This is a genomic window from Kitasatospora sp. NPDC007106 (genome assembly GCF_040634455.1).
Classification (GTDB): Bacteria; Actinomycetota; Actinomycetes; order Streptomycetales; family Streptomycetaceae; genus Kitasatospora; species Kitasatospora arboriphila.
The window spans coordinates 1-2,098 of the sequence record NZ_JBEYFP010000954.1; the positions used below are offsets into that span (position 1 = coordinate 1).

At 72.6% G+C, this 2,098-nt stretch carries 2 protein-coding genes and 1 pseudogene; all 3 read left to right on the plus strand.

The features are described 5' to 3' along the window. Positions 1-109: 109 nt before the first annotated feature. On the plus strand, positions 110-877 hold the full coding sequence (locus ABZ641_RS34435; RefSeq protein ID WP_344623301.1) for a helix-turn-helix domain-containing protein: 768 nt from the start codon (positions 110-112) through the stop codon (positions 875-877). 203 nt (positions 878-1,080) lie between these two features. After that, the gene (locus ABZ641_RS34440; RefSeq protein WP_359988272.1) at positions 1,081-1,800 is read left to right on the plus strand and encodes a DUF4142 domain-containing protein; all 720 of its coding nucleotides are present in this window, start codon (positions 1,081-1,083) and stop codon (positions 1,798-1,800) included. A gap of 70 nt (positions 1,801-1,870) precedes the next feature. Next, positions 1,871-2,098: pseudogene (locus ABZ641_RS34445) on the plus strand (hypothetical protein); the annotation flags it as partial.

Sequence of the window (2,098 nt, forward strand, 5' to 3'; positions counted from 1 at the left end):
GCGTCCCCGTGCGCAGGACGCCCGCCCCGGCCGGCCGCCGCGCCGACGCCGCGAAGTCCGGCGACCGCCCCCCGCGGTGCAGGCCCGGCAGGCCGTGGAAGGAGGCGTCGTGGATTCACTGACCCTGCCCGGCGGCGGCCGCGGCGAACTCGTCCGGCGCCCGCCCTCCGCGCCCACCGACAAGCCCCGGCCCCAGGCCGGCCCCGGAGTCGTCCAGGCGGTGGCCCTCTCCGCCGTCCCCGGACCGCCCCCGCCCGGACTCTCCACCGCGAAGGTCGTCGCCTACCTGCACGGACCCGAGCCCTACCTGCTGATCCCGGACCCGGCACCGAGCATGCGCCGCAACCTCACCCGCTGGCTGCAGGGCCGCGCGGCCGTGGTCGGCCCGGTGGTCTCCCGGTCCGACGCCGGAGCCTCGCTGCGCTGGGCCCGCACCCTGCTCTCGCTGTCCCCGCAGTGGCCGGACGGTGCAGGGGAACTCCTCTTCGTCGAGGACCACCTGGCCGAGGTGCTCCTCCTCCAGGACCCGCTGCTGGCCGGCCGCCTGTCGGCCAAGTGGCTCGGCCGGCTGAACGACCTGACACCGCGCCAGCGCGAACGGATGGAGCAGACCCTGCTCGCCTGGCTGGAGGGCGGCGGCGCCACCGAGGCGGCGGTGCTGCTGCGCATCCATCCGCAGACCGTCCGGTACCGGCTCCGCAAGCTGGAGCGGATCTTCGGCAGCAGCCTGCGCACCTCGCAGGCGCGCTTCGAGATCCTGCTGGCCCTGAAGATCCACGGCACGGCCGCCGAGTGCGCGCGGCTGCGCCGCAGAGCGGAGGAACTGCCCCCGCACCGGACGTTCGGCCCCCGCCAGGACGTCCGCCGCAGCCGGTGAGTGCTGCGCGCCCCGACCGCCCCGGGATTCCGTGACCTTCGACCGGTGTCCCTGGCCGTCGCCATATCTGTCCATTGTTGATGAATTCCCCGACGGGGCGCCCCCGCGTTCCGTAGGGTTTTCACCGCGGTCGCCGGGACCGTCCGAAAAGGAATTCCGGCGGCGGCCGGTGCGATCACCCTCTTCGGCGTGATAGGAAACCGATGTCATCTTCCAGGAAGAAACGCGGAACCGAGAAAGGCGTCTACGGCCTTCCCAGGGTGAGCCGTCTCCCGCGGTCGTTCGCCACGCTCGCGATCATCGTGGCCATGATGTCCACGGTGACCGCGCTGGTGGTCCCCGTCGTGAAGTCGGCGGGCTCCTACCGGACACCGCAGGCGGGCGGCGCTGCGCCGGGAACGACGACGCAGACCGCGACGGGTCCGCTGACGGCGCTCGACCGGGACTTCGTCAAACGGGTCCGGCTGGCCGGACTCTGGGAGATCCCCGCAGGCCGGATGGCCCTCGCCAAGGGCGGCACGGCCGAGGTCAAGACCGCCGGCCAGCACCTGGTCGACGGGCACACCGCGCTCGACCGGGCCGACCTGGAGGCGGCCGCGGCCCTGGGGATGGACGTCCCCAGCGAGCCGAACGACCAGCAGAAGGGCTGGCTGCAGCAGCTGGACGCGGCCCAGGGCGCCGAGTTCGACCGGCTCTTCGCGAACATCGTGCGCAATGCCCACGGGCAGGTTTTCGCGGTGGTCGCGCAGGTGCGCGCCAGTACCCAGAATTCCACCGTCCGGGATCTGGCGACCGTGGCGAATTCCACGGTGCTCGACCACATGACGGTGTTGGAGGAAACCCGACTGGTCAATTACGGCGGACTTTCCGCGCTGCCCGCGGGATCCGCCTCGCCGAGCCCGAAGCCGGCCGGGCAGCGCTGAACGAAGCGGTGGTCCGCAGCGCCGGACACATGCAGTGAACACCCTGTCCACGACTACCGAGAGTGCGAATATGAGGACTCACAAACGTGACAAGGCCGGGCGCAGAATGCTGGCCCTGCTGCTCGCCGGAGTACTGGCGGTCGGCGGCGGCTCGGTCATCGCCGCGGCCGCGTTCGCCGGGCAGCGCCCCTCCAGGTCGCAACAGGCCAACGGGCAGACGGGCACGGTCGCCTGCGCGGACGTCGGCCTGGGCCTGACCGCGGTGCCGGACACCGCCCGTGCGGACGTCGACCGGGAC